We start from the raw sequence: 25,419 nt of genomic DNA, 5'->3' as shown, positions 1-25,419 counted from the left end.
GGATGAGTCAGTCCGCCGTCAATCCGAGGAAGTCGATAATCGGCGCAAAGTAATGTTCAAAACCCACAAACGCGTGATTACCGCCGGATTCCACCGTCTGACGGCAAGCGGTGTAACAGGCCACCGCCTGACGATAGTCCAGCACCTCATCCCCGGTCTGCAGCAGACACCACAGCAAATCCGGAGATTCCAGCGGGTCGACCTGCATCACCTTGAGATCGTAAATGTGCCGTGACTCTAACACATATTGCTCGCCGGTGTAGGGGTTCTGCTGATCCCCCAGGAAATCAAGCAGCAGCTCATACGGCCGCACCGCGGGGTTGACCACCACCGCCGGCAGGCGAAAACGCTGCGACAGCCAGGTGGCGTAATAACCGCCCATCGACGACCCGACCAGACCGAGCGGCCGCCCGGCGCGTTCCATCACCAGTTGCTCCACCATTTCCGCCGCGTCCGCCGGGTAAGGCGGCAACTGCGGCACCAGCATATCAATGTGGGGATGATGCTGCGCCAGCCACTGCTGCAACGCCGTGGCTTTCGCCGACAGGGGCGAGCTGTTGAAACCGTGAAGATAAAGCAGGGTGGGCATCAGTAACCGTCCGAATCCATATCTGGCAAAAATTCATTCCCTTCAAGGCGGCACACCCGAGTTTCAACCACGCCATCCGGCAATAATTCCAGATAGCGCCAGCCGGGCGCGACATTATCAATGGTGAAACTGGTGCAGTGCGGCTTGAATTGCACGCAGGTCGATGGCGTCGCCAGCAGGCGGCGGCCGTTCCAGTCCAGATCCATTTCCTGATGAATATGACCGCACAGCACGGTGCGCACACGCGGGAAACGGGCCAGTAACGCGTCCAGACTGTGGGCATTGCGCAGGCTGTGCTGATCCAGCCAGGTACAGCCCGACGGCAACGGATGATGGTGCAGCATCAGCAGCGTATAGCGTTCCGGCTGGCTTTGCAGGCTGCGCTCCAGCCACTCCAGTTGGTACTCGCTCAGCTCGCCGTGCGGCACGCCAAACACCTGGCTGTCCAGCAGAATCACCTGCCAGTGTTCGCCCAGCAACACGTGTTTGGAAGGCACTATCCCCGAGCGGGCCAGCACATCCACCATGGCGGGCTGAAAATCGTGGTTGCCGGGTAACCAGACGCAAGGCGCATTAAAACGACGGATACCATCGGCGAAACGCGTGTAGGCTTCCTTCGTATGGTCCTGCGCCAAATCCCCTGTGGCGGTAATCAGATCGAAATCGCATTGCTGGGCGGCGATGGCGTCCAGCACCGCCTGATAGCTGCGGTAAGTATCAACGCCGAGCAACGTTCCCCGCTCGCCGGCAAAAAGGTGGGTATCTGTTATTTGTAAAATCCTGATTCTGGCCCCACGCGCCACAGGAAGTGTCAACAGGCTTTCCAAATAGTGTCCTTGGGTCTTTGCAATCTGCCTAACAAATCGATCTATACCCGCAATAATTCGAGTTGCAGCAAGGCGACAAAACAGGATGAAGACCAATCAACGTCGCCGATTTAAACGCTGCTGACAGCGGCCCCGAGGCGAGACCCGGAAACGAGCCGGGTAACGCGGCCAACGCTCATGCAACCTGAAATATGACAAATAGATCTAACAAACAGGAACCGACATTGAACCACACGCCAGGCAATATCTTAGCCAATCGGCAAGAAATTGATTAATCTGATGCTTTTCGTCACGTTGATGTAACTTCTTGTTCGGATAATCATAACGTGCCTTAAAGCGGAAGATCTGCTGACTGGAACACACTTCCGCAACCATCGCATCGTAATACAGCCGCACCACCAGCGTCGGCAGGCCCCAGTAGCTGACCGACGGCGCAATCTGCTGAATCTCCACCAGCGCGGTGTACCGCGTAGATTCCAGAATCGTTAAACGGTAGCTGGCGTTATGAACCTGATAAACCACCGCCGCGCCCGCCTCTTCATTACGGGGAAGCAAGCGGCGTAACTGCGCGAAGTTGATTTCGCTTAGCCGCATCATTTCCGGGAAATCCGGGACATAACGCTTCATTATCCGTCCACCCAGTCTTTTTTTAGTGTCTCATGGTGCAATGCCAACCATTGCAAGGCAATGACAGAGGCGGCGTTGTCAATAATCCCCTGTTCTACCCACTGGTAGCTTTGTTCGCGACTGACCACATGCACGCGGATATCCTCATGTTCCTCCGCCAGCCCGTGAATGCCGCTGGCGGCGCCGGCGTCCACCTCGCCGACCCAGATAGCCAGCCGTTCGCTGGTACCGCCGGGACTCGCCAGATAACTGAGCGCCGGACGGCAACGCTGCACCACCAGCCCCGCTTCTTCCTGCGCTTCGCGGCGGGCAACCTCTTCCAGGCTTTCGCCCGGCTCGATCATACCGGCCACCAGTTCGAACAACCACGGCGACGTGCTGGTGTCGTAGGCGGCGATGCGAATCTGTTCGATCAACACCACTTCGTCGCGCACCGGATCATAAGGCAACAACACCACGGCATGGCCGCGCTCCAGAATCTCCCGGCTGACTTCGCCGCTCATGCCGCCGTTGAACAGGCGATGGCGAAAACGATAACGCTGCAGCGAAAAAAACCCCTTGTAGAGCGTTTCGCGTGCAATAATTTCTACATCATCTTTGGTAAAAGTACCGGGATGCGTATCTGAGGACGCCATAAACTCAACTCCTGTGGACAACACGGCAGGCAAGCCATTTTTGTGTGGCGAAAACGTGGACAGGCGCTCACCGTTTTGTGCAATATTCATCATGCAATCGTGCCAGCCCGATACGGATAATCAGGTGCGGAAAGTCTACCAGCAAGAATGAGGCGTTCCCGGTATTAACGCAATGCCTTTGCAACACCCGGAAACGGCGATCCTGCCGGGGCAGCCTCTGGCATGCTGTCGGGCATTGTGCCCAGCCACAAGCCGCTAAGTAAAATAGGCTTTTGGGATAACCGCAAGGAAAAGATGGCACATTCAGCCACCTAATTCGATTGGTCGATTCTGATAGAATCGGCAGGTATATCGTCTCCAGATGGCGCAACCAAGAAATTTTGCTGCACAACAAGGAATGCAAATGAAGAAACTGCTCCCACTTCTCATCAGCCTGGGTCTGGGCGGCTTTAGCGCCGTAAGCCAGGCCGAAGACTTGTTACAGGTTTACCAGCAGGCTAAAACGACCAATCCGGATTTACGCAGCGCTGCCGCCAACCGAGACGCGGCTTTTGAGAAAATTAACGAAGCCCGCTCGTCCTTACTGCCGCAGTTGGGTTTGGGCGCGGATTACACCTACACCAGCGGGTACCGCGACCGCAGAGACATTAACAGCAATGCGACCAGCGCCTCGCTGCAGTTGACCCAATCGATCTTCAACATGTCGCTGTGGCGCGCACTAACGCTGCAGGAAAAACAGGCCGGCATTCAGGACGTCAGCTACCAGACCTCCCAGCAGACGCTACTGCTCAATACCGCGACCGCCTATTTCAACGTATTGCGCGCCATTGATTCGTTGTCTTACGTCAGCGCCCAGAAACAGTCGATTTACCGCGAACTGGACCAGACCACCCAACGTTTCAACGTCGGCCTGGTCGCCATCACCGACGTACAGAACGCCCGCGCGCAATATGACAGCGTACTGGCAAGCGAAGTGACCGCGCGCAACAATCTGGACAACGCGATGGAAACCCTGCGTCAGGTGACCGGCCAGTTCTATCCGCAACTGGCGGGGCTGAATATCGATCGCTTTAGCCCGCAGAAACCCGACGCGGTGAACGGCCTGCTGAAAGAAGCGGAAAACCGCAACCTCAGCCTGCTGTCGGCCCGCCTGAGCCAGGATCTGGCGCGCGAGCAGATTCGTTCCGCGGAAAGCGGCCATCTGCCGACGCTTAACCTGACCGCCTCCACCGGCGTCACCAATACCGATTACTCCGGCTCCCGCGCGGTAGGCGACAACTTCAACAACACCTATGTGGGCCAGAATCAGGTTGGTCTGAGCTTCTCCCTGCCGATCTACAGCGGCGGCGGCACCTCATCCAGGGTGAAACAGGCGCAGCACAGCTTTGTGGCCTCCAGCGAAAGCATGGAAAGCGCACACCGTTCGGTAATCCAGACGCTGCGCTCCGCGCATAACAACATCTCGGCCTCCATCAGCAGCGTTAACGCTTACAAACAGGCGGTGATCTCGGCGCAAAGCTCGTTGGACGCAATGGAAGCCGGCTATCAGGTGGGCACCCGCACCATCGTTGATGTGCTGGACGCCACCACTACGTTGTACAACGCCAAGCAGCAGTTGTCCGGCGCGCGCTATGACTACCTGATCAACCAGCTGAACCTCAAGCAGGCGCTCGGTACGCTCAATGAAGACGACCTGCGCACCCTGAACGCTATGTTGGGTAAACCGGTGTCAACATCGGCGGCCATCGGCGACGATGCGCCGGCGCCGGCAACCACGCCAGCGGCAGCAAAAACCGCCGCCAAGGCTAAGCCCTGATGCTTCGCAGGGGAACCCGTCCTGGCTCCCCTGCTCTTTTCATCCGCCGCATTCAGACAGGCTATGCCTTGAACACCGGCGCTTTACAAGCTGTTCACCCTTCTCCTATTCTTAAACCCGTTTTAATACCTGTAAATGATGGGCACGATGCCCTTTTGCTCTGGGATCAACTTTGTTCTGGGATCAACAACAATGAAAAGAACGTCAAACATCAACCACGCACGTTTCCGCAAGCGCTGTGGTTACCGTATCGCGCCGATCGCGCTGGCTGTCGGCGCCGTCTTTATTCTCTCCGGTTGCGAGAAAACCGACGAAACCGTCTCGCTCTACCAAAACGCGGACGACTGTTCTCGTGCCAATCCGGCCATGAAGGACCAGTGCACCACCACCTATAACAACGCCCGGAAAGAAGCGGAAAGAACCGCGCCCAAGTACGCCACCCGCGAAGAGTGCGTGGCGGCATTCGGCGAAAGCCAGTGTACGCAAAGCGCGACAACCAGCACCACGGCCAGCGCCGCCGCGCCTCAACAGAGCGGCAGTTTCTGGATGCCGCTGATGGCCGGTTTCATGATGGGCAAGCTGATGGGCGGCAACAATTTTGCCCAGCAACCGGTATTCCGCCCGAATACCCCCAATAATCCCGCCAACGGCAGCTATGTGGACGCCAGCGGCAAAAATTATGGCTCCGCCACCGGACGCACCATCACCGTCCCCAAAGACGCAATGACGCCCAAACCGACCTCCAGCGTCAGGTCATCCAGCATCACCACCACCCGCGGCGGCTTTGGCGACTCCGTGAACAAACTCAACAGTACGCCGGCGGCCAACATGACCGGCAATCAGGATAGGGATCGCGCGGCGACCGGCACATCGAGCAGTAGCTCATCCGCCACCGGCAGCAGCACCCGTCAAACCGGCAGCTCGACGCCGATTCGCCGCTCTTTCGGGGGGTAAGGTCACTCGCCATGAAACGCATTGCGATTAACGAACGCCCGAACTGGCAGGAAAAAGCGGCCGAGTATGGTTTTCGGTTCCACACCATGTATGGCGAGCCCTACTGGTGTGAAGACGCTTACTATCAGTTTACGCTGGCGCAGATTGAAGAGCTGGAAGACGCGACCGCCGAGCTGAACCAGATGTGCCTGCAGGTGGTCGATAAGGTGGTCAACAGCGAAGCGCTGCTGACCAAATTCCGCATTCCCCGCCACACCTGGGACTTCGTGCGCAGTTCGTGGCTGTCGCGCCAGCCGGCGCTTTATGCACGGCTGGATTTGGCTTATGACGGCAAGAATCCGGCTAAGCTGCTGGAAAACAACGCCGATACTCCGACGTCGCTGTACGAGTCGGCGTTTTTTCAGTGGATCTGGCTGGAAGATCAGATCAATGCCGGCCTGCTGCCGCAGCACGCGGACCAGTACAACAGCCTGCAGGAACAGCTGATCGAACGCTTTGAATATCTGCGCACCCACCACGGTTTCGGCAATATGCATTTCACCTGCTGCCGGGACACCGATGAAGATCGCGGTACGGTGCAATACCTACAGGATTGCGCGCAGGAAGCCGGCGTGCCGAGCCAGTTCCTGTACATTGATGAGATAGGTTTAGGCGACCGCGGGCAATTCACCGATCTGCAGGACAACACCATCGGCAACCTGTTCAAACTCTACCCGTGGGAGTTCATGCTGCGCGAAACCTTCTCCACCAAGCTGGCGGACGCCGGGGTACGCTGGCTGGAGCCGGGCTGGAAAAGCGTGGTATCCAACAAGGCGCTGCTGCCAATGCTGTGGCAGATGTTCCCCAACCACCCCAACCTGCTGCCGGCCTACTTCACCGAAGATAACCCGCCGGCGATGAGCGACTATGTGGTCAAGCCGCTGTTTTCCCGCGAAGGCGCCAACATACGGATTTATCGGCAGGGTCAGCAAGTCGCTGCCGTGGACGGCCCCTATGGCGAGGAAGGTTCTATCGTGCAGCAATTCCACCCATTGCCCAGATTCAATGATAGCTACACGCTGATCGGCAGTTGGCTGGTGGGCGATAACCCTTGCGGTATCGGTCTGCGGGAAGACCGGGAACTGATTACTCAGGATTTATCCCGCTTCTATCCGCATATCATTCTGGATTAACACCGGCACTTAGCATTAGTACTTAATACTTAACACCGCTACCTCGCACCACCCCCACTTATCGCCCTTTCGGGCGATAAGTGCTTCGGACGATAGGTGCTTTACCGGTTACAACGGTCGGTCGTTATCCAACCTGCACCGACATCATGCTGAGCGACCCCATCACAATACCGTCCGTCGGTGTGGATACCGGTTCCTGACCGTCCCAGCTACCGAGCACATACAGCAGCGGCAGGAAATGATCCGGCGTCGGATTAGACAGCGCCGCGTCATTGTGTTGCATGAAGTTCACCAGCGGGTGCTTCGCCGCGTCGCCCTGCCAGGCCAAATTGCTGCGAACAAAATCGTTGAACGAGGTCGCCCAGCCATAAGGTGCGCCATCGCCGTTCCATTTGATCATCCGCAGGTTGTGCACCACGTTGCCGCTGGCGACGATCATGATGCCTTCGTCACGCAACGCGGCCAACTTACGGCCCAGCTCATAGTGGTAAGCGGGCGGCTTGGTGCCGTCGACGCTCAGTTGCACCACCGGAATATCCGCCTCCGGATACACTTTGATCAACACGCCCCAGGTGCCGTGATCCAGCCCCCACTCCTGATGATCCGCATACACCGACACCGGCGCCAGAACGTCCTGCACCCGCTTAGCTACGTCCGGGGCGCCGGGAGCCGGGTACTGGGTATCAAACAACGCCTGCGGGAAGCCGCCAAAATCATGAATGGTGCGCGGCTTATCCATCGCGGTGACCGCGGTGCCGCGGGTATACCAATGCGCGGATACCGCTACGATCGCCTTCGGCCGCGGCAGGGTTTCTCCCAGTTTACGCCAGGCCAGCGTGTAGTCATTTTCATCCAGCGCATTCATCGGGCTACCGTGGCCCAAAAACAGTGCTGGCATCCGGGAAGTGCTCATAGAGGTATCCTTAATAATAGTGTGGGTAAAAAGTACCGATGGGGATTACTTTACCTCTACTGTTTCATCGATACAGTCGGATTCCCATGATGATGATTGTCAATAAATTTGACGATCGCTGGCCACGTACACGTAACCGGCCGATAGACAACCTGCGGCGTAATACGTTGCACGTCCGTCAGGACCGGGAATATACGGAGGCTTCCTGCATTAAGGCCTCGCTGGGCCGAATCCCGGTATAAAGAGCAAATTGTTCCAATGCCTGCAATGCAATGACCTGAGCGCCGGTAATAACCGGTTTATCGCCCTTTCTGGCGAGCTGAATTAATGGTGTTTCCGCAGGGAAAGCCACAACGTCAAAAATATGGCTGGCGATGCGTATTTGATCTTCGGTAAATGCCAGCTGATTTTGTTCTTCCCCGCCGGTCATGCCAACAGGCGTGACATTCACCAGAATATCCGCCTTTATACCTGCCGCATCCCGGCACCATTGAAAACCATATTTATTCGCAAGAGAAAGCCCACGTTCTTCATTTCTCGCCAGAATAGTCACTTGCCGAAAGTCACTATCACGGAATGCGGCAATAACCGCTTTAGCCATACCGCCGCTGCCTTTTATCAGCACGTGCATGGTTTTATCTTTGAGGTTTTGGTTAATCAAATATTTAACAGCAATATAATCTGTATTGTAAGCGGTCAAATGACCGTTCTCATTGACAATAGTATTAACAGAATCGATGGCTTTGGCTGAATCCGACAGCGTATCAATAAAAGGAATACAACTTTCTTTAAAAGGCATGGATACCGAACAACCACGGATTCCCAATGCACGAACGCCTTTTACTGCGTGCTCAATATCACTGGTAGTAAACGCCTTATATATAAAGTCGAGATCAAGCTTTTGATAAAGGTAATTATGAAATCGTGTACCTATATTACTTGGGCGGCCTGAAAGAGAAATGCAAAGTTTCGTATCTTTATTCAGCATAATCGGCTCCTCGTGTCATTTGTTTCAATGTATCACCGCAGCCAGCCCCCGCAAGTCAATTAATCCCCCATGAATAGACGCTTGCGACAATAAACACATCCAACCGGGAAACGGATAACGCACGCCTGGAAAAATCAGAGAAAAATAGAAAACGCAGGTAATCGCCCCTGCCATGCTGGGGATAATCGGGAAGAGACAACCGTTGGCGTGTTTCACTTCGCTGTGAAGTACCTGAAACACGCCAACGTATTGTTTTAGAAAGAGGTGAAGTCGACCGATAAGCCGGGTTCTGTCGTGGACAGTCATTCATCTAGGCCAGCACTCACGCACTGGCTCAAGCAGCCTACCCGGGTTCAGTACGGGCCGTACCATGTGAACCCCTATTTGGCCTTGCTCCGGGTGGAGTTTACCGTGCCACGGACTGTTGCCAGCCGCGCGGTGCGCTCTTACCGCACCCTTTCACCCTTACCTGATCCCGCTTGCGCGGGCCATCGGCGGTTTGCTCTCTGTTGCACTGGTCGTAGGTTTTACCCTCCCAGGCGTTACCTGGCACCCTGCCCTATGGAGCCCGGACTTTCCTCCCCTCCATCTGTCTCCCCCTATCGGAGGACGGCAATGAAGCGGCGACTGTCTGGTCAACTTCGGCGCGGATAATAGGGCAAATCGGCCGGCTTGTCATCCCTGATTATGCGTGACCGTCTTCCTGCTCCAGCCCGTAACGATACAGCGCGTTCTTCTTCACGCCATGAATCTCCGCCGCCAGCGCCGCCGCCTTCTTTAGCGGCAGCTCCGCCCGCAACAATTGCAGCGTACGCAACGCCGCCGCAGACAGCGCCTCTTCGTCAGGCCGATGCCCTTCCACGATCAGCACCATCTCGCCTTTACGGCGGTTGTCATCGTCCTGCACCCACGCCAGCAGTTCCGCCACCGGAGCACCGTACAGCGACTCCCAGGTTTTGGTCAGCTCACGCGCCAGCACCACGTAACGCTCCGGGCCCCAGACGTCGACCATGTCCTGCAGGCTATCCAGCAGCCGGTGGGTTGACTCGTAGAAAATCAGGGTGCGCGGCTCCTCCAGCAGGTCACGCAGCGTATCTTTACGCGCCTTGGTTTTCGCTGGCAGAAACCCTTCATAACAAAAGCGATCCGACGGCAGACCGGCGGCGGACAACGCGGTAATCGCCGCGCACGGCCCCGGTAACGGCACTACGCGCACGCCGGCTTCTCGACAGCGGCGCACCAGATGATAACCGGGGTCGTTAATCAGCGGTGTGCCGGCATCCGACACCAGCGCGATACTCATGCCCTGTTGCAACCGCGCCAGCAATTGCTCCGCCTTTTGCTGTTCATTGTGGTCATGGAGTGCGAACAGGCGCGCATTAATTGCGAAATGTTGTAACAATAAACCGGTATGACGAGTATCTTCTGCTGCAATAAGATCAACCTGTTGCAACACCGCCAACGCCCGCTGCGTGATATCTGCCAGATTGCCGATAGGCGTGGGAACAATGTAAAGCGTGGAGGCGGAAATCTGTGCTTGTTGGTCTTGATTCATTGTTTCATCCGGTTTGCCGATTTAATATTGAGCATCGTTAAAACATCACTGGATACAGTATGCTTCCGTTAAATTCTGTCCGTACCCATGCAGGCCGTTTGGTTCCTGTCATGCTGGCGGCACTGTTTCTCGCCGGCTGTCCCAGCCAGGCCCCGCAAGGCACTGCAACCCAGCAGCACGTAGAGGGCAAAGCCGGCGCTTCTTCCGATTACTACCTGCAGCAGATGCAGCAAAGCGGTGATGATAGCAAGGCTGACTGGCAATTACTTGCGATTCATGCCCTGATTCAGGAAGGCAAACTCCCCCAGGCCAACGGTCAGTTGAACGCCTTGCCGTCGCAGTTGAACGACAAGCAGCGTCAGGAACAGCGGCTGTTGCTCGCCGAACTGGCCGTCGCGCAGAACGATCTGAATGCCGCCAACAGTACGCTGGCCCAGTTGGATGTGAAGTCGCTGTCGCCCCAACAGCAGGAACGCTACTACCAGACGCAAATCAAAGCCGCCCAGGATCGCCCATCGCTGACGCTGATCCGCGCTTACATTGGGCAGGAACCGTTGTTGCAGGGGGATGCCCATCAACGCAACATCGATCAGACCTGGGCCGCATTAACCCGCCTCACCCAGCAGGATATGGGATCGATGGTGATCAATGTCGATGAAAATACCCTGCAAGGCTGGCTCGACCTGCTCAATCTCTGGCAGACCAAAGCTCAGGTTCCCTCTGACCTGCAGGCTGCGATAGAAGACTGGAAGAGGCGCTACCCACGCCATCCGGCGGCCAAACAACTGCCGTCTCAGTTGGGCGGCACCCCGCCCGCCGCAGCAGCGCAGCCGGGGGACAATGCCCCCGCCGGCGGCAACGCCATCGCGTTGCTGTTGCCGCTGAACGGGCAGGCGCAGGTCTTCGCCAATGCGATTCAGCAAGGGTTTAGCGCCGCCAGAAGCGGACAGGTTTCGCTGGCGATGCCTGTTCAGACGGCGCAATCGGCCAGTACCGCAGCGACGACAGCCAGCCCGGCGGCGCCCGCTACGCCGACGCCGGATATGAGCGGCACATCGCCGGCTGCCCCGACGACCTCGTCAGCGCCTTCAACAACGGCAACCGCCGTTCCGGCTTTAACGACTGCGGCGGCCGGTACCATTCCAGTAAAAGTCTACGACACCTCTAATCAGGCGTTGGCCAATGTCATTGCCCAGGCGCAGAAAGACGGCGCCACCACCATCGTCGGGCCGTTGCTCAAAAACGAAGTGGAACAGTTGCCGGGGCTCAACCCGACCCTGAATGTGCTGGCGCTGAATCAGCCGGAACACATCCAACCTAATCCAAATATCTGCTATTTTGCTCTGTCGCCGGAAGACGAAGCCGCCGACGCGGCGCAATTCATCCACAAGCAGGGTAAGCAGCATCCGCTGATTCTGGCGCCGCGCGGCAATCTGGGAGACAGGGTAGTGGCCGCTTTCGCCAAGTCCTGGCAACAGCAGGCAGGCGGCGTGGTATTGCAGCAGCGCACCGGCGGCGTGTATGACCTGAAACAGGCGCTCAACAGCGGCGCGGGGATTCCGCTCAACGGCCAACCGGTTATCACCGCCGCTTCCGCCCCCCAGCCCTCCACCACGGTTGGCGGGCTGACCATACCGAATCAGGCGCCGCCGATAGCCACCGCCACCAGCGACGGCAACGTGGATGCGGTTTATATTATCGCCACGCCGGATGAGCTGACGCTGCTCAAGCCGATGATCGACATGCGCAACAAAGGCGCGCTGCGCCCGGCGCTCTACGCCAGCTCACGCAGCTATCAGGCTGGTCTGGGGCCGGATTTCCGGTTTGAAATGGAAGGATTGCAGTTCAGCGATATTCCGCTGTTGACTGGCGCCAGCCCGGCGCTGATGCAACAAATCAGCACGCAGTTCCGCAACGATTACTCGCTGGTGCGGCTGTTTGCCATGGGGATGGACGCATGGAAACTGGCCAGCAACTTCTCGCAGTTGCATCAGCCGGGGAACTCGCTGTCCGGGGCGACCGGTGTCCTGAGCACTTCGCCGGATTGCGTCGTCAACCGCAAACTCACCTGGCTGCAGTTCCGTCAGGGACAACTGGTGCCCGCCTCCTGAACCGGCGCATCACCGGCGGTCGCTACGAACAACTGGCCCGACGCCATCTCGAACGCGCCGGGCTGATTTTTGTGGCCGCCAATGTGACGGTGCGCGGCGGCGAGCTGGACCTGATTATGCGCGATGGCGGCGCCTGGGTATTCGTCGAGGTTCGTTATCGCCGCAACAGTGACTTTGGCGGCGCAGCTGCCAGTATTACCCGGCAAAAACAGCAATCGTTGCTGCGCGCCGCAGCGGTATGGCTGTCCCGTCAGGGTGCCAGTTTCGATTCCACCGATTGCCGCTTCGACGTACTGGCCGTAACCGGCTCACAGGTGGAGTGGTTGCCCAACGCGTTTGGGCAGTCTGAGTAACATCATGATTTTCAACTTCAAAACAGGTTAACAGAACGTGCTGGAGAGAATTAAAGTCTGTTTCACGGAAAGTATCCAAACCCAAATAGCCGCGGCGGAAGCGCTACCGGACGCCATTTCGCGCGCCGCGCTGGCGATGGTGCAGTCGCTGCTCAATGGCAACAAAATCCTGTGCTGTGGTAACGGTACGTCTGCCGCCAACGCACAGCATTTTGCCGCCAGTATGATTAATCGTTTTGAAACCGAGCGGCCCAGTCTGCCGGCGATTGCACTTAATGCCGATAACGTGGTCTTAACGGCTATCGCCAACGATCGCCTGCATGAAGAAGTCTATGCCAAGCAGGTGCGGGCGCTGGGTCAGGCGGGCGATGTGCTGCTGGCGATATCCACGCGCGGCAACAGCCGTGATATCGTCAAAGCGGTGGAAGCCGCCGTCACGCGGGACATGACCATTGTGGCCCTGACCGGCTATGATGGCGGTGAGCTGGCGGGCTTGCTGGGCCAGCAGGATGTGGAAATCCGCATCCCGTCGCACCGTAGCGCCCGCATTCAGGAAATGCATATGCTGACCGTCAACTGTTTGTGCGATTTGATTGATAACACGCTTTTCCCACACCAGAACGATTAAGGAGCACTCCATGAGGATCTACTCTTGCATTGCCGTGCTGTCTGCCTGTCTGATGCTACAGGGCTGTATTGGCGCTGTTGCGATTGGCAGCGCGGCGGTCGCAACCAAATCCGCGACCGATCCACGGACTGTCGGCACCCAGGTCGACGACGGCACGCTGGAAGTCAGGGTATCCAACGCGCTGAGCAAAGACACACAATTAAGCAAAGAAGCGCGGATCTCCGTCACCGCCTACCAGGGCAAGGTGCTGTTGACCGGTCAGGCGCCTTCGACCGAACTGGCCAGCCGGGCCAAACAAATCGCCATGGGCGTGGAAGGCACTACCGAGGTGTATAACGAAATCCGCAAAGGCACGCCGATTTCGCTGGGCACCGCCTCCATGGATACCTGGATCACCACCAAAGTGCGTTCTCAGTTGCTGGCCAGCGACACTGTAAAATCCTCCAACGTGAAGGTCACCACCGAAAACGGCGAAGTATTCCTGTTGGGTCTGGTGACGCGTCGTGAAGGCACATCAGCGGCCCAGATCGCCAGCAAAGTCGGCGGCGTCAAACACGTGACGACCGCGTTCAGCTACCTCGACTAACTCCCTCTCCATACGGCGGCCCATCACGGCCGCCAGTGACCATCCGGCAGGTGGCTGCAGGCGCCTGCCGTTCTAAACATTTCCCCCGTTAATCATGGCGTAGGCGTATTTCCCGCACTCGATGGCGGCGACAGCAACCAGATGCGGCGGCGGGTATCAACGCTGACCTCGGCATCTTTTTTCCCTTCCGACGCTCCTGTCAACAACGGCGCAAACCCTGCCTGCCTGATAGCCGCCTGATAACGGGGAGAACCGATAGCCTGTTCGGCCTGCATCATTAGCGGAATCAGCGGGCTGCCCTCTCGTCCCATGGTTTTATAAGGCCAGGGTCTGGACTCATCCAGATAAGGCGCCATGAAATCCAGAGCCGACAGCAGGCTGCTGCCGTTGGGGGTACGATACAGCCACAGATTATCGCCGTACTTCCCTGCCACGGCCGCCATCATACTAACGGCTTGCAGATTGAAGCCGCTGTAATGGAACGACCGGGTGCGCGCCAGTTCCTCCGGTTGCGAACCATCCGCCGCCAGTTGATGGTCGAGCTTATGGCGCTGCAATGCCGCCATCGCCTTCACCGTTTCCGGCTGGCCCAGATAAGCAGCGATGCCCGCTACCTGCACCGTGTACCAACTGCCATGATTATTCTTTGCCGCGGCCTCCTGTTTGCCGTTATGGCTGGTCAGCAACCAGTGCAGGTAGTCTGTCATCCACTGTCGCATCTGCTGCTCGTCACTGACACTCCATCCCGGCGCCTGTCGCAACATGACCAGCGCATCCACGATGCGGGTAGCGAAGAAACGGCCGTCGAGCACGCCAGCCCCCCGTCCGTCGTTTCTGCCCGGAATGGCCTGCGCATAATTTAGATTAGGGTTCATACGCGTGTCAGGCGTAATAAACCAGGTGCGAATCATGGAAGCAGCTTTAGCGGCATATTCGGGGCGATCCGAGAAATACCAGGCCAGCGCCAGTACTTGCACCCGATCGGTAAACGTCGCCAGGCGGATAGCATCCGTCTCCTCGCCCTTGGTCGCCGGGTTCACCTTGCCGTCGTGTCGAACCCAGGGTAAGCCGTCTTCCCGCTGCGGATCGGGCCACCAGTAAGCTGCCAGACTCAAATAATCATGGCGATTACCGCCGGGCGGCATTGAAAGTTTTTGAGTAACCGACAGATCAGGTTTTTTCATGGCGCTATCCGCCGCCCGCAATAACTGCTGATAAGCGAGCTGCATCTGCGGCGGCGCACTCTGGTTGCGCAACTGCTGTTTTACCTGAGCAAGTTTGTCTGCCTGTAAAAATACATAAGCAGAATTGTCGTTTTTAACACTAACTGCGGCGGCAGATACCTCCAGGCCCCACAGCGAAAGCGTCATCAGAAAAACCAGGCCATACCGCATTATTCCCCCCTGTTCATGCGGTCGTGATTTCCTATACGGACACAGGAAAGGGAAACCGCTCATTGGAAAAAATTTATCAGTCAATCAGGTTTGTTAATAAAGCCGGTTCGCTTCCAGAAAATTTTCTCCGCCGATCTGACTCATCTGGCGCAAAATCCATTGCTGACGCCGCATGACATAGCCAGAGGGTTTACTGGCGCGATAGCGGATTGGGTTCGGCAACACCGCCGCCAGCATCGCCGCTTCCGATGCCGTCAGCCGGCTCGCCGGTTTATTGAAGAACTGACGCGATGCGGCTTCTATGCCGAAAATTCCAGGCCCAAACTCGGCAATATTCAGGTAAACCGTCAGAATACGGCGTTTGGTCCATACCAGCTCAACCACCGCCGTCAAACCGGCCTCCAGCCCTTTACGCACCCAGCTGCGCCCATCCCACAACAACAGGTTTTTTACCGTCTGCTGCGACAAAGTGGATGCGCCGCGAATACGATTTTCGTGTCGTTCGTTATGCCTGAGCGCCGCCGAAATCGCATCAAAATCGAACCCCCAATGCTGGGGAAATTTCTGATCTTCCGCTGCAATGACCGCTAGTGGCGCCACTGCGGCGATCTCATCCATCGATACCCAGTCCGAATGCGCTACATAAGCAAAATCGCCGCTCAGCCAGGCGCTAAGCTGGCGATCGATCATCACGGCGGAAAAGGGAACGGGCAGAAAGGCAAACAGCAGGATCGCCGCCAGCCACATCGCAACGACGCCAATGAAGATGCGCAACACCCAACGCCGGACACAAGCGGCTAGTCGTCCCAATCGGCCCTTCCCAAATAGGCCTGCTGACCTCATTCAGCCAGTTCCAAAACACGCGTCACCAGTTTCTCAATCCCGCTGGCGGCTTCGCCAATCGAGTTCGCCAGCATGTAAGCCGGTGTCGTCACCACCTTGTGTGCAACGTCAACGACAATGTCATCTACCGGGCACGTCACGTGCACACCGCCCATTGCTTCGATCGCATGCGCAGTCCCTTCATCGTTACCAATTGTAAGCTGCACAGAGGTATCAAGCAGTTTCGGTAACATGGCAGGGGCGATACAAATAAACCCTATTGGTTTATTTTTCTTATGAATTTCACGGGTAAGTATTTTCAGTTCGTTATCAATCTCACAGTCGGCCCCACGGGTAGCAAAATCGCTCAAATTTTTTGCAGCACCGAATCCGCCGGGGACAATCAGCGCATCAAGCTGTTGGGGATCCGCGCTGGATAATGGTTGGATTTTTCCACGTGCAATACGCGCCGATTCCGCTAAAACATTGCGTTTCTCACCAGTAACCTCACCGGTCAGATGATTAATGACGTGCAGCTGTTGTTTGTCCGGAGCAAAGCAGACAGCCTCAGCACCAGCACGGTCGATTGCAAGCAGAGTCAAGACAACTTCGTGAATCTCTGAACCATCATAAACTCCACATCCGCTGAGTACGACACCAACTTTTTTCATCACTCATGCCTCATTTCATTACATCAACTAATTGATTTTTTGATTGACAAACACTAATCTACATCACACATTTTAATGATTCTTGTAACAAACGACGCCATATTTGCTATGGTGTGTGTTGCCAGAAGATGGGATTTCAAAAACGCTTGCGTACCAACAACATCTGAGATTGAACGCAGGCGTACCGCTTTCCCTAGTGTTGGCGCATAATTCGCGCACCCCGGCTTCGGTCGGGGTCATTTTTTTTCAGCCTCTGAAACCCAGTCTTTCAATACCTGCACATCCTGCCGCCAGTCGTGTTTCAACTCGTCAATCCACTCCTGTACGTTGTCCCACCATGCCGGTAATGTCGTGGTTTGAATCTGTTGCGCAACCTGCTGCAGATGCTTGAGCCCAACCGAACCCGCCGCGCCTTTGATTTTGTGCCCCTCTTCCGCGATGCCCTTCTGGTCGCGGGCGGTCATGTTGGAATCAAGAATCGCCAGATAGCCGGGCATCATCTGTTCGAACATCGCCAGGCTCTGGTGAATCAGTTTTGGCCCCACCAACGTCAGGTACTGCTCCAGCATCGGGATATCCAGTAAGCGGTCCTGCAGCGACCCGGTGTCTACCGCCGCGGCCTCCGGTTCCGGTTGCGCATGATGATCCCAGTATTGCTGGATTACCGCCGTCAACGCCGGCACCGCCAGCGGCTTACTCAGCACGTCATCCATGCCGGCGTCCAGATACTCTTTTTTATCTTTGAGCACATTCGCCGTCAGGGCGACCAGCGGAGGCATCGACTGCCCGGCATAACGTTCACGCAGCCGACGCGCCACATCCAGACCGGTCATGTCCGGCAGTTGGATATCCAGCAGCACCAAATCAAATTCATCCGGATCGAACATATCCAGCGCCGCCTGACCGGTCATCGCCACGTCGACGCTGCTGCCCAGTTTTTCCAGTACCGAGCGCGCCACCACCACGTTCAGTTCGATATCTTCCACCAGCAGCACATGCAATGCCGGTAGCGGCAGCTCATCCTGGTCGCCTTCCTCAGACTCGTCATCACGCACCACCGGCGCCGTCACCGTCAGCGCAAAACAGGAGCCCTTGCCCAGTTCGCTGGTCACCTGAATATCGCCACCCATGCTTTGCGCCAGACGTTTGGAAACCGCCAGCCCGATGCCGGTGCCGGTAGCCGGTTTGCCGCCGTGTTGATCCTTGACCTGATAGTACATGGAGAAAATTTTCTCCAGCTCGTCGGCCGGGATCCCCATGCCGGAATCCTCCACCTCAAAACGCAGCCGGTCGCCTTGCTCATGCCAGACACGCACCATCACCCGGCCCTCACGAGTGAATTTCACCGCATTGCTGAGCAGATTCCACAGAATCTGGCGCAACCGGGTGCCGTCGGTGACGATGGTTTTCGGCAGCGGCTGATGCAGTTCCATCTCAAGCTGTAGCCCTTTAGGTTGGGCCAACAATCCGCCCAGGTTTTCCAGGTCCACCACAAAGCCGACGAAATCCACCGGCTGGTTATCCAGTTGGACCTTGCGCCGCTCCTGCTTGTCCATTTCGATGATGTCGTTGAAAATATTGCCGAGCGTGATGGCGCTGACGTGGATGGTTTTCAGGTATTTTTGCTGCTCTGCGTCCAGATGGGTGTCGAGCAGGATACGACTCAGGCCGACAATGCCATTAAGCGGCGTACGAAGCTCGTGGCTGATCGTAGAGATGAAGGTGGTCTTATCCCTACTGGCGTTCTCTAACGCGTCCTGGTAGCGCTTACGCTCGGTAATATCGCGTCCAAAACCCATCAGGCCGTGTCGTTTACCCATGCGGTCGTAAAACGGCACCTTGCGCAATTCGAAACAGGCCTTGCGTCCATCCGGATAAACCAGCCATTGCTCATAGGTCAATGAGACGTTGTGGCGGAACACCTTTTCATCCGTTTCCATCACTTTTTCGGCGATGTCGGGCGGATAAACATCTTTTGGCGTCAGGCCGATAAGCTGCTTCTGGCTTTTGCCGAGCAGCAGCTCCATCGCCCGGTTGCAGCCGGAAAATTCTTTGTTTTCATTGCGGTAGTAAACCAGATCCGGCGAGGCATCGAGGAAAGAGCGCAGCAGCGCCGACTGCTGTTCCAGCTCAACCTGCGCCTGCTCGCGGCGCACCATCTCTTCACGCAGTTTGGAAACCATCAGCAGACGGGCTTCCTCCGCCTTGATGCGATCGCTGATTTCCTGATTGAGCTGAGCGATGTTGCCCTGCAACTGTTCGTTCAGTTCCTGATCGCGCTGGCGCATCTCTTCCAGCTTGGCCACCAGCCGGGACAGCCGCTGGCGCGACTCTTCCAACTGCTCCACCACGACGGACAGGAAGTAAACCGCCCAGGGCGTGATCAGTAAGCCGAAAAAGATAGAGCGCACCACGTCGATATTTTCCACCTTGCCGGTGAGCAGCAGCGTCACCGCCATCTGCACCACCAGCGCCAGTAAAACCAGCGCTGACGCCAGCAGCAGGGAAAAACGCACCAGCCCCAGTTTGACCATTAAATCAACGTAGTACTGCGCCAACAGCCTGATTTGCCTCATAACGGTGTTCCTTAATCATAAACCCGCAAATCATACCGTAAAAAAATCGTGTGCGCGGTAAATGAGCGGTTGATTTGCGAGCCGCCACGGAGGTTAGTTTGTTGAGTAATGAAATGGCAGCCCCAGCGCGGAACCTTGCGCACCATGCTGTTGCAGATAGTCGTGAACGCCGACCATGCCGGTCCAGCGATTTTCGCACCACAGCGGCGCCAGCAGCGTCGGCCGCCGGGCACTAGCGGAAATACGGTGATAGACGATTTCCGGCGGGGTGTGGCGAATCATCTCGCCGGCAATCGACACATAACGCGCCAGCGGCAATTCCGGCAGCCGGCCGGCTCCCCATGCTTTCGCCATTACGCTGCCGGTCACAATGTGCAGCGGGTGCAGCTTGATGCCGTCCACACCGGCCTCCACCACCTGCCGCAGCGTCGACAGGCAATGTTCGTCGCTTTCGCCGGGCAAGCCAACGATCAGGTGGCTGCACACCTTTAGCCCTCTGGCACGCGCCCGCTGCGCGGTCTGCCGGTAACAGGCGAAATCATGCCCGCGATTGATGCGTCGCAGCGTGCGGTCGTGGGCGCTTTGCAGCCCCAGCTCCAGCCAGACTTCATAGCCTTGCGCGTGATAATCAGCCAGCAGGTCCAGTACCGTATCCGGTACACAATCCGGCCGGGTGCCCACGCACAACCCCACCATATCGGCCTGCGTCAGCGCCTGACGGTACATGGACGCCAGCACCTGAACCTCGGCATAGGTGCTGGTATAAGCCTGAAAATAGGCCAGATAACGACGGGCGCGATTGACCTTGCCGGCCTGTGCGGCCAGTTGCTCGGCGATGCTGCGTTGCTGCATTTGCTCGTCGGCAAACGACGCCACATTGCAGAAGGTACAACCGCCGCGCCCCAGCGTGCCGTCGCGGTTCGGACAGCTAAATCCCCCGTGCAGCGTCAATTTATGGATTTTTTCTCCATAACGGCGCTGAAGATCACCACCAAACATATTGATTAATTTTTGCAATTGCATATTCTGATTCTTCATTTCATAAAAAATCAGCCTACCTTTAGCGCCTATTAACGGCGATGACCCCGATCAATACGCCCCGGTTTATATAACTGCATGTTTATTCGTTTTTATTGAAAATAAAATCACATCATTCCCGATTAATTTTTCTTATCCGCGAGGTTCATTCCATTAAAAGATGACCGCAAAATGAAAAACAGTGTCATAAGTTAAAAAACTCACGCCAACCAGAATAAGATGCCACAAAGTTACATTATCGCAGCATGTGGCGATAAAAACCCGCCATTAGCATAGTGATACAGCTCACAGTTAGACCAATACCCCCACCTTGCCAACGTCTTATTTTTATTAATTAAATCCTTTTATTTCATAAACATAAGTAAATATTATCCCTAAAGTGCTTACTCGTTATGGAGATTTGACCTGAACAGGGTTTCTCGCTAATTTGGGAATCCGCTGGAAGCTTTCCCGACGAGTCAACGTCTCGTCATATTTATGCAGTAAGAAGAAGACTCCCTCATCAAGCAAGTCACATCACTTGTGAGACCTTACGAGAGGCCAGATAAAGAGAGCGGCGCACACCACTGATGTCAAATTGACGCAGTGAAGGGGTCGCTCGCGGTTAGTGCGCGGTTAACACGCAATTTAATAAGTGCCCGCATTCTGGTGGTGGCATTGTCGGTGAGGAAGTCATACAGAGCCTGGGGAGGTTCACTGAGATATGTTGTACGATGCATCCCATGAAAGAGACAACTGTGGTTTCGGATTGATCGCCCATATAGAAGGTGAACCGAGCCATAAAGTCGTGCGGACGGCGATTCACGCCCTGGCCCGCATGCAACACCGTGGCGCGATCCTTGCCGACGGCAAGACCGGCGACGGTTGCGGCTTATTGCTTCAGAAACCCGATCGTTTCTTCCGCCTGGTCGCCGAAGAACACGGCTGGCGGCTGGCCAACAATTACGCGGTCGGCATGCTGTTCCTCAGCCGGGATGAAGAAAAGGCCCGCGCCACCCGTCGGATTGTGGAAGAAGAACTGCAGAATGAAACCCTGTCCGTACTCGGCTGGCGCGAAGTGCCGACCAACCCGGACGTACTGGGTGAGATTGCGCTCTCCTCGCTGCCGCGCATCGAACAGATTTTCGTCAACGCCCCGGCCGGCTGGCGTCCGCGTGATATGGAACGCCGCCTGTTCATGGCGCGCCGCCGTATCGAAAAGCGCGTGCAGGATAAAGATTTCTATGTGTGCAGCCTCTCCAATCTGGTGAACATCTATAAAGGCCTGTGCATGCCCGCGGACCTGCCGCGGTTCTATCTGGATCTGGCGGACCTGCGTCTGGAATCGGCCATCTGCCTGTTCCACCAGCGCTTCTCCACCAATACCGTGCCGCGCTGGCGTCTGGCGCAGCCGTTCCGCTATCTGGCGCACAACGGCGAAATCAACACCATCACCGGCAACCGCCAGTGGGCCCGCGCCCGTGCTTACAAATTCAAGACCCCGCTGATTCCCGACCTGCTGGACGCCGCGCCGTTTGTGGACGAAAGCGGTTCGGACTCCATGTCGCTGGACAACATGCTGGAACTGTTCCTGGCCGGCGGGATGGACATCGTGCGCGCCATGCGCCTGCTGGTGCCGCCGGCCTGGCAGAACAACCCGAATATGGACCCGGAGCTGCGCGCCTTCTTTGACTTTAACTCCATGCACATGGAGCCGTGGGATGGCCCGGCCGGTCTGGTGTTGTCCGACGGGCGCTACGCTGCCTGTAACCTCGACCGTAACGGTCTGCGTCCGGCGCGTTATGTCATCACCAAAGATAAGCTGATCACCTGCGCCTCCGAAGTGGGCATCTGGGATTACCAGCCTGACGAAGTGGTGGAAAAAGGCCGCGTCGGCCCGGGCGAACTGATGGTTATCGACACCCGTACCGGCCGTATCCTGCATTCGACTGAAACCGACGATGATCTGAAAAGCCGCCATCCGTACAAAGAGTGGATGGAGAAAAACGTCAAGCGTCTGGTGCCGTTCGAAGAGCTGCCGGACGATCAGGTCGGCAGCCGGGAGCTGGACGACGCGCTGCTGGAAACCTACCAGAAGCAGTTCGGCTACAGCAACGAAGAGCTGGATCAGGTTATTCGCGTGCTGGGGGAAAACGGTCAGGAAGCCACCGGTTCCATGGGTGACGACACGCCGTTCGCCGTGCTGTCGAGCCGCCCGCGCATCATTTACGACTATTTCCGCCAGCAGTTCGCGCAGGTGACCAACCCGCCGATCGACCCGCTGCGCGAATCGCACGTGATGTCGCTCGCCACCTGTATCGGCCGTGAAATGAACGTCTTCTGCGAAGCGGAAGGTCAGGCTCACCGCCTGAGCTTCAAATCGCCGATCCTGCTCTATTCCGACTTCATTCAGTTGATCAATCAGGATCCGGAGCACTATCGCGCCGAGAAGCTCGATATCACCTTCGATCCGAAACAGCGTTCATTGCAGGATACGGTTGAAAAACTGTGCGACGAAGCAGAATACAAGGTGCGTGCCGGAGCAGTGCTGCTGGTGCTGACCGACCGCGGCATCGCACAGGATCGTCTGCCGGTGCCGGCGCCGATGGCGGTGGGCGCTATTCAGGCGCGGCTGGTGGAAAAGAGCCTGCGCTGCGACGCCAACATTATCGTTGAAACCGCCAGCGCCCGCGATCCGCACCATTTTGCGGTACTGCTCGGCTTCGGCGCCACTGCGGTTTACCCGTATCTGGCCTATGAAACGCTGGCGCGTCTGGTGGATAACCACACCATCGACAAGCCGTACCGTAACGTGATGCAGAACTACCGCAACGGCATCAACAAGGGCCTGTACAAGATCATGTCCAAGATGGGGATCTCCACCATCGCGTCCTACCGCTGCTCGAAACTGTTCGAAGCGGTCGGCCTGCACAATGATGTTGCGTCCCGTTGCTTCCAGGGCGTGGTGAGCCGCATCGGCGGCGCCAGCTTCAGCGACTTCGAGCAGGACCTGCAAAATCTGTCCAAACGCGCCTGGCTCAAGCGTCAGAAGCTCGAACAGGGCGGTTTGCTCAAGTTTGTTTACGACGGCGAATACCACGCTTACAACCCGGATGTGGTGAAAACGCTGCAAACCGCGGTGCACAGCGGCGACTACCAAGACTATCAACAGTACGCCAAACTGGTGAACGAGCGCCCGGCCTCCATGCTGCGCGACCTGCTGGCGCTGCAACCACAGGAAGGCGCGGCTATCCCGCTGGAGCAGGTCGAGCCGGATACGGAACTGTTCAAACGCTTCGACACCGCCGCCATGTCCATCGGCGCGCTGAGCCCCGAAGCGCATGAATCGCTGGCGGAAGCCATGAACAGTCTGGGCGGCTTCTCCAACTCCGGCGAAGGCGGCGAAGACCCGGCGCGTTACGGCACCAATAAAGTGTCCCGCATCAAGCAGGTGGCTTCCGGTCGCTTTGGCGTGACCCCGGCCTATCTGGTCAATGCCGACGTTATCCAAATCAAGGTGGCGCAGGGCGCCAAACCGGGCGAAGGCGGCCAGTTGCCGGGCGACAAAGTCACGCCATATATCGCACGTCTGCGTTATTCCGTACCGGGCGTGACCCTGATTTCTCCGCCGCCGCATCATGATATTTATTCGATCGAAGATCTGGCGCAGCTGATTTTCGACCTGAAACAGGTCAACCCGAAGGCGATGATTTCGGTCAAGCTGGTTTCCGAGCCGGGCGTCGGCACCATCGCCACCGGCGTGGCGAAAGCCTACGCCGACCTGATTACCATCGCCGGCTACGACGGCGGCACCGGCGCCAGCCCGCTGTCCTCGGTGAAATACGCCGGTTGTCCGTGGGAGCTGGGCCTGGTGGAAACCCAGCAGGCGCTGGTCGCCAACGGCCTGCGTCACAAGATCCGCCTGCAGGTAGATGGCGGCCTGAAGACCGGTCTGGACATCGTGAAAGCGGCGATTCTGGGCGCGGAAAGCTTCGGCTTCGGCACCGGTCCGATGGTGGCGCTGGGTTGTAAATACCTGCGTATCTGCCACCTGAACAACTGCGCCACCGGTGTGGCAACCCAGGATGACAAGCTGCGCCGCGACCACTATCACGGCCTGCCGGAGCGCGTGGTGAACTACTTCACCTTCATCGCCCGCGAAACCCGCGAGCTGATGGCGGAGCTGGGCATCAGCCGTCTGGTGGACCTGATCGGCCGCACCGACCTGCTGGTCGAACTGGACGGCATCACCGCCAAGCAGAACAAGCTGGACCTGTCGCCGATGCTGCACACCGTCGCGCCGCAGCCCGGCAAAGCGCTGTACTGCACCGAGGGCAACCCGTCGTTTGACAAGGGTCTGCTGAACAAAGAATTGATCGCCCAGGCTCAGGCGCACGTCGATGCCAGACAGAGCAAAACGCTCTACTTTGACATCCGCAACACCGACCGTTCCGTCGGCGCGACCTTGTCCGGCGTGATCGCGGCGAAGCACGGCGATCAGGGGCTGGCGAGCGATCCGATCAAAGCACACTTCACCGGCACCGCCGGCCAGAGCTTCGGCGTGTGGAACGCCGGCGGCGTTGAACTGACCCTGACCGGCGACGCCAATGACTACGTGGGCAAAGGCATGGCCGGCGGCGTCATCTCGGTGCGTCCGCCGGTTGGTTCAGCCTTCCGCAGCCATGAAGCCAGCATCATCGGCAACACCTGCCTGTACGGCGCGACCGGCGGCAAGCTGTTCGCCGCAGGGCGTGCCGGCGAGCGTTTCGCGGTACGTAACTCCGGCGCCATCACCGTGGTGGAAGGCATCGGCGATAACGGTTGCGAATACATGACCGGCGGTATCGTCTGCATTCTGGGCCGTACCGGCGTCAACTTCGGCGCGGGCATGACCGGCGGCTTCGCCTACGTGCTGGATGAGGACGGTGAATTCCGCAAACGCGTCAACCCGGAACTGGTTGAAGTGCTGGAGGTGGAAAACCTGGCGATTCACGAAGAGCATCTGCGCGGGCTGATTACCGAGCACGTCCAGCACACCGGTTCACAACGCGGTGAGGAAATCCTCGCCAACTGGCCGGTTTGGGCATCGAAATTTGCGCTGGTAAAGCCGAAATCGAGTGATGTGAAGGCGTTGTTGGGTCATCGTAGTCGTTCCGCAGCGGAGCTGCGGGTACAGGCGCAGTAA

20 protein-coding genes and 1 other RNA gene are annotated in these 25,419 nt (G+C 57.2%); 8 read left to right on the top strand and 13 right to left on the bottom strand.

Annotation, left to right across the window (positions count from 1 at the left end; all coding sequences use genetic code 11):
- Positions 1-7: 7 nt before the first annotated feature.
- The 4 genes from yqiA to nudF form a co-directional block, all read right to left on the bottom strand.
- Complete coding sequence (gene yqiA, locus DDA898_RS02150; RefSeq protein WP_038910056.1) at positions 8-589, bottom strand: esterase YqiA; 582 nt, start codon at positions 587-589, stop codon at positions 8-10.
- Positions 589-1,416: a 3',5'-cyclic-AMP phosphodiesterase gene (cpdA, locus tag DDA898_RS02145; protein WP_038910055.1), complete on the bottom strand. Its 828-nt coding sequence runs from the start codon at positions 1,414-1,416 to the stop codon at positions 589-591. The genes yqiA and cpdA overlap by 1 nt, the downstream gene beginning before the upstream one ends.
- A gap of 204 nt (positions 1,417-1,620) precedes the next feature.
- Complete coding sequence (locus DDA898_RS02140) at positions 1,621-2,043, bottom strand: DUF1249 family protein (protein WP_171860784.1); 423 nt, start codon at positions 2,041-2,043, stop codon at positions 1,621-1,623.
- Complete coding sequence (gene nudF, locus DDA898_RS02135) at positions 2,043-2,678, bottom strand: ADP-ribose diphosphatase (protein ID WP_038900092.1); 636 nt, start codon at positions 2,676-2,678, stop codon at positions 2,043-2,045. Before nudF ends, DDA898_RS02140 begins: the two co-directional genes overlap by 1 nt.
- A gap of 403 nt (positions 2,679-3,081) precedes the next feature.
- Here nudF and tolC point away from each other — a divergent pair, with 403 nt between their 5' ends.
- From tolC to DDA898_RS02120, 3 genes are all read left to right on the top strand, one after another.
- A complete protein-coding gene (gene tolC, locus DDA898_RS02130; protein ID WP_038910053.1) occupies positions 3,082-4,494 on the top strand; it encodes an outer membrane channel protein TolC in 1,413 nt (470 codons plus the stop codon).
- Between the two features lie 192 nt (positions 4,495-4,686).
- The gene (locus tag DDA898_RS02125; protein WP_038910052.1) at positions 4,687-5,448 is read left to right on the top strand and encodes a DUF1190 family protein; all 762 of its coding nucleotides are present in this window, start codon (positions 4,687-4,689) and stop codon (positions 5,446-5,448) included.
- A gap of 11 nt (positions 5,449-5,459) precedes the next feature.
- Positions 5,460-6,620: a glutathionylspermidine synthase family protein gene (locus DDA898_RS02120; RefSeq protein ID WP_038910051.1), complete on the top strand. Its 1,161-nt coding sequence runs from the start codon at positions 5,460-5,462 to the stop codon at positions 6,618-6,620.
- Positions 6,621-6,744: 124 nt separating this feature from the next.
- Here the strand turns inward: DDA898_RS02120 and ygiD are convergent, their stop codons facing one another.
- The 4 genes from ygiD to rsmI all read right to left on the bottom strand — a co-directional run bounded on the left by ygiD (position 6,745) and on the right by rsmI (position 10,076).
- On the bottom strand, positions 6,745-7,533 hold the full coding sequence (ygiD, locus tag DDA898_RS02115) for a 4,5-DOPA-extradiol-dioxygenase (protein WP_038910049.1): 789 nt from the start codon (positions 7,531-7,533) through the stop codon (positions 6,745-6,747).
- Between the two features lie 178 nt (positions 7,534-7,711).
- A complete protein-coding gene (locus tag DDA898_RS02110; RefSeq protein WP_038910048.1) occupies positions 7,712-8,521 on the bottom strand; it encodes a shikimate 5-dehydrogenase in 810 nt (269 codons plus the stop codon).
- Positions 8,522-8,783: 262 nt separating this feature from the next.
- An RNA gene (gene rnpB, locus DDA898_RS21830) (RNase P RNA component class A) lies at positions 8,784-9,164 on the bottom strand.
- Positions 9,165-9,206: 42 nt separating this feature from the next.
- On the bottom strand, positions 9,207-10,076 hold the full coding sequence (gene rsmI / locus DDA898_RS02105) for a 16S rRNA (cytidine(1402)-2'-O)-methyltransferase (RefSeq protein WP_038910047.1): 870 nt from the start codon (positions 10,074-10,076) through the stop codon (positions 9,207-9,209).
- Between the two features lie 59 nt (positions 10,077-10,135).
- Between rsmI and DDA898_RS02100 the strand changes: the two genes are divergently transcribed.
- From DDA898_RS02100 to dolP, 4 genes are read left to right on the top strand one after another with little or no spacing between them, the layout of a single operon-like run.
- The gene (locus tag DDA898_RS02100; protein ID WP_038900089.1) at positions 10,136-12,187 is read left to right on the top strand and encodes a penicillin-binding protein activator; all 2,052 of its coding nucleotides are present in this window, start codon (positions 10,136-10,138) and stop codon (positions 12,185-12,187) included.
- On the top strand, positions 12,184-12,540 hold the full coding sequence (locus DDA898_RS02095; RefSeq protein WP_175637708.1) for a YraN family protein: 357 nt from the start codon (positions 12,184-12,186) through the stop codon (positions 12,538-12,540). Before DDA898_RS02100 ends, DDA898_RS02095 begins: the two co-directional genes overlap by 4 nt.
- Before the next feature lie 37 nt (positions 12,541-12,577).
- Complete coding sequence (diaA, locus tag DDA898_RS02090) at positions 12,578-13,168, top strand: DnaA initiator-associating protein DiaA (RefSeq protein WP_013316039.1); 591 nt, start codon at positions 12,578-12,580, stop codon at positions 13,166-13,168.
- A gap of 10 nt (positions 13,169-13,178) precedes the next feature.
- Positions 13,179-13,754 (top strand): division/outer membrane stress-associated lipid-binding lipoprotein, encoded by a 576-nt coding sequence (gene dolP, locus DDA898_RS02085; protein ID WP_013316038.1) that lies wholly within the window; start codon positions 13,179-13,181, stop codon positions 13,752-13,754.
- 92 nt (positions 13,755-13,846) lie between these two features.
- Here the strand turns inward: dolP and DDA898_RS02080 are convergent, their stop codons facing one another.
- From DDA898_RS02080 to mnmL, 5 genes are all read right to left on the bottom strand, one after another.
- Positions 13,847-15,148, bottom strand: a complete 1,302-nt coding sequence (locus DDA898_RS02080; RefSeq protein WP_038910045.1) for an alginate lyase family protein — start codon at positions 15,146-15,148, stop codon at positions 13,847-13,849.
- Between the two features lie 93 nt (positions 15,149-15,241).
- Positions 15,242-15,991, bottom strand: a complete 750-nt coding sequence (gene mtgA / locus DDA898_RS02075; RefSeq protein WP_050570160.1) for a monofunctional biosynthetic peptidoglycan transglycosylase — start codon at positions 15,989-15,991, stop codon at positions 15,242-15,244.
- Positions 15,988-16,641, bottom strand: a complete 654-nt coding sequence (gene elbB / locus DDA898_RS02070) for an isoprenoid biosynthesis glyoxalase ElbB (protein ID WP_038910043.1) — start codon at positions 16,639-16,641, stop codon at positions 15,988-15,990. The genes mtgA and elbB overlap by 4 nt, the downstream gene beginning before the upstream one ends.
- A 236-nt stretch (positions 16,642-16,877) precedes the next feature.
- Entirely contained in the window at positions 16,878-19,217 is a 2,340-nt protein-coding gene (arcB, locus tag DDA898_RS02065) for an aerobic respiration two-component sensor histidine kinase ArcB (protein ID WP_038910042.1), read from the bottom strand.
- Between the two features lie 93 nt (positions 19,218-19,310).
- Positions 19,311-20,240: a tRNA modification radical SAM protein MnmL/YtqA gene (mnmL, locus tag DDA898_RS02060; protein WP_038912391.1), complete on the bottom strand. Its 930-nt coding sequence runs from the start codon at positions 20,238-20,240 to the stop codon at positions 19,311-19,313.
- 718 nt (positions 20,241-20,958) lie between these two features.
- On the opposite strand from mnmL, the gene gltB reads away from it, so the two are divergent.
- Positions 20,959-25,419 carry a glutamate synthase large subunit gene (gene gltB, locus DDA898_RS02055; protein WP_013316032.1) on the top strand — a complete coding sequence of 1,487 codons (4,461 nt, stop codon included), beginning with the start codon at positions 20,959-20,961 and terminating at the stop codon, positions 25,417-25,419.

Source organism: Dickeya dadantii NCPPB 898 (assembly GCF_000406145.1).
Classification (GTDB): domain Bacteria; phylum Pseudomonadota; class Gammaproteobacteria; order Enterobacterales; family Enterobacteriaceae; genus Dickeya; species Dickeya dadantii.
This window is presented reverse-complemented; position numbering and strand designations above follow the sequence as displayed.